Below are 2119 nucleotides of genomic sequence, written 5' to 3'. Positions count from 1 at the left end.
GTGCATGCGCTGATGCCCGGCGAGCCGGCGGCGGCCGACCGGCTGCTGCGGGCCGCGGCGCTCGGCACGGCTGCGCTGTGGGAGGCGGTGCTCGGCCAGGCGATCGCCCATGCCGGCGCGCCGCACGCGACCGCGCTGCCGCTGCTGCGCGCGCAGCTGCTGGCGGCGCTGCAGGCCGGCTCGGCGTTCTCGGCCAGCAGCGATCCGCTGCAGTCGGTGGTGCAGGCCTGGGCGCCGCTGCTGAAGGACGACCGCGACTGGCTGAAGGCCACGCTGCAGCGGCTGGGCGACAGCGCCGCGCTGCGGCAGCGCATCGTGCGTGCGCTGCCGCAGGCCGTGCTGAAGCAGGTGCTCGGGCTGTGGCTCGGCAGCGGGCTGACGGCCGCCGTCGACGACTGGATCGCGCAGGTGGCCGAGGGCACGCCGGCCTCCACCGACGAGCGCCTCGGCCGCCGCCAGCTGCTGTGGCAGGCCACGCTGCAGCATGCGATGCAGCGCGGCGCGGCGCCGTTCGATGCGTGGCGCTATGCCGACCACATGCGCGCGCAGGTGGTGGCCGCGAGCGTGCCGGCCGCGCCGCCGGGCTGGTTCGAGCGCGTCGTGCGCGCGGCCACCGCGGTGCTGGCGTCGGCCGTGGCAGCGCTCGGCTTCGGGCGTGGCAAGCGCGCCGAACCGGCGACACCCACGCCCGAGCCGATCGACACGCCGCCGGCCGGGATGCTGCCGCCGGTGAGCGAGCTGCTGTCGGTCGGCAACGCCGGGCTGGTGCTGGTGGCGCCGTACATGCCGCGCCTGTTCATGATGCTCGGGCTGTCGGACGAGCGCGCCTTCACCGGCCCGCAGGCAGCCGAGCGCGCGGCGCTGCTGCTGCAGCTGATGGTGACCGGCGAGGCCGCCGCGCCCGAGCCGGCGCTGGTGCTGAACAAGCTGCTGTGCGGCATCGAGCTCGCGCTGCCGGTGCCGCGCGAACTCGCGCCGACCGAGGCCGAGCGCAGCGCCGTCGATGGGCTGCTGGCCGCCGTCACCCAGCACTGGAAGGTGCTCGGCAGTACCTCGGTGGCCGGGCTGAGAGAGACCTTCCTGCAGCGCGAGGGCCGGCTGCAGCATGCCGACGAGCACTGGCAGCTGAACATCGAGCCGCGCCCGTTCGACATGCTGATCGACCAGCTGCCGTGGGGCTACGCGACGATCCGCCATCCGTGGATGAAGGAGGTGCTGCATGTCGAGTGGCGCTGACCTGCGGCTCCTGCGCGTCGAGCTGAATGCCCGCGTGGTCGGGCGCGAACTCGCATGGCTGGAGCGCGTGCTGCAGGCGCGCATCAGCCTGCACTTCGGACAGGCCGAGGCGCCGGTGGCGCTGCCGATGGCGGCGCCGGCACTTGCCCGCGACGACGGCGATTACGCCGACCTGGTGCACGCGGCCGGACTCGACGCCGACGAGCGCCTGGTGCTCGCGCTGGCGCTGGCGCCGCACCTGAAACCGCAACTGCTCGACATGCTGTTCGTGCGCAACCGCAACCTCGACCGCGGCTTCAGCGAGTTCGGCGGGTGGAAGGGGCGCTCGCACGGCGGCTTCCTGCCGACCTGCGAGACGGCGGCCTTCCTGGTCGCCGGCGAAGACCTGGCGCGCCGCTTTGCGCTGCAGCGCCTGCTCGACGAGGACCGCCCGCTGCGCCGCCACGGGCTGCTGCGGCTGCAGCACGACGGGCCGGGCGAACCGTGGCTGAGCGCCGCGCTGCACGTCAGCGGCGACACGCTGGAGCGGCTGGCCACCGGCGAGGCGCGCAAGCCCGACTACGGCATCGGCTTCCCGGCGCGGCGCATCACCACGCGGCTCGGCTGGAGCGACCTGGTGCTCGACGGCGAGGTGATGGACGAGGTGCAGGCCATCGTCACCTGGTTCCGCCACGGCCAGCGGCTGCTGCGCGACTGGCGGCTCGACAAGGCGCTGAAGCCCGGCTACCGCAGCCTGTTCTACGGCCCKCCGGGCACCGGCAAGACGCTGACCGCGACGCTGATCGGCCAGGAGGTCGGCAGCGATGTCTACCGCATCGACCTGTCGATGGTGGTCTCGCAGTTCATCGGCGAGACCGAGAAGAACCTGGCCCAGGTGTTCGAC

The 2119-nt window shown here is 73.9% G+C and carries 2 protein-coding genes; both read left to right on the top strand.

The window, feature by feature from the left end; all coding sequences use genetic code 11:
- Positions 1–1236: contractile injection system tape measure protein (locus AC1D15_RS28600; protein WP_477828676.1), on the top strand; the 1236-nt coding region annotated here is incomplete at its 5' end.
- Positions 1220–2119: ATP-binding protein (locus AC1D15_RS28595; protein ID WP_477828675.1), on the top strand; the 900-nt coding region annotated here is incomplete at its 3' end. The genes AC1D15_RS28600 and AC1D15_RS28595, both read left to right, overlap by 17 nt.

The sequence above is a fragment of the Rhizobacter sp. P2_H2 genome, from assembly GCF_056403375.1.
Note: the sequence above shows the minus strand (reverse complement) of the source record. Positions and strands in the feature narration are given on the sequence as shown.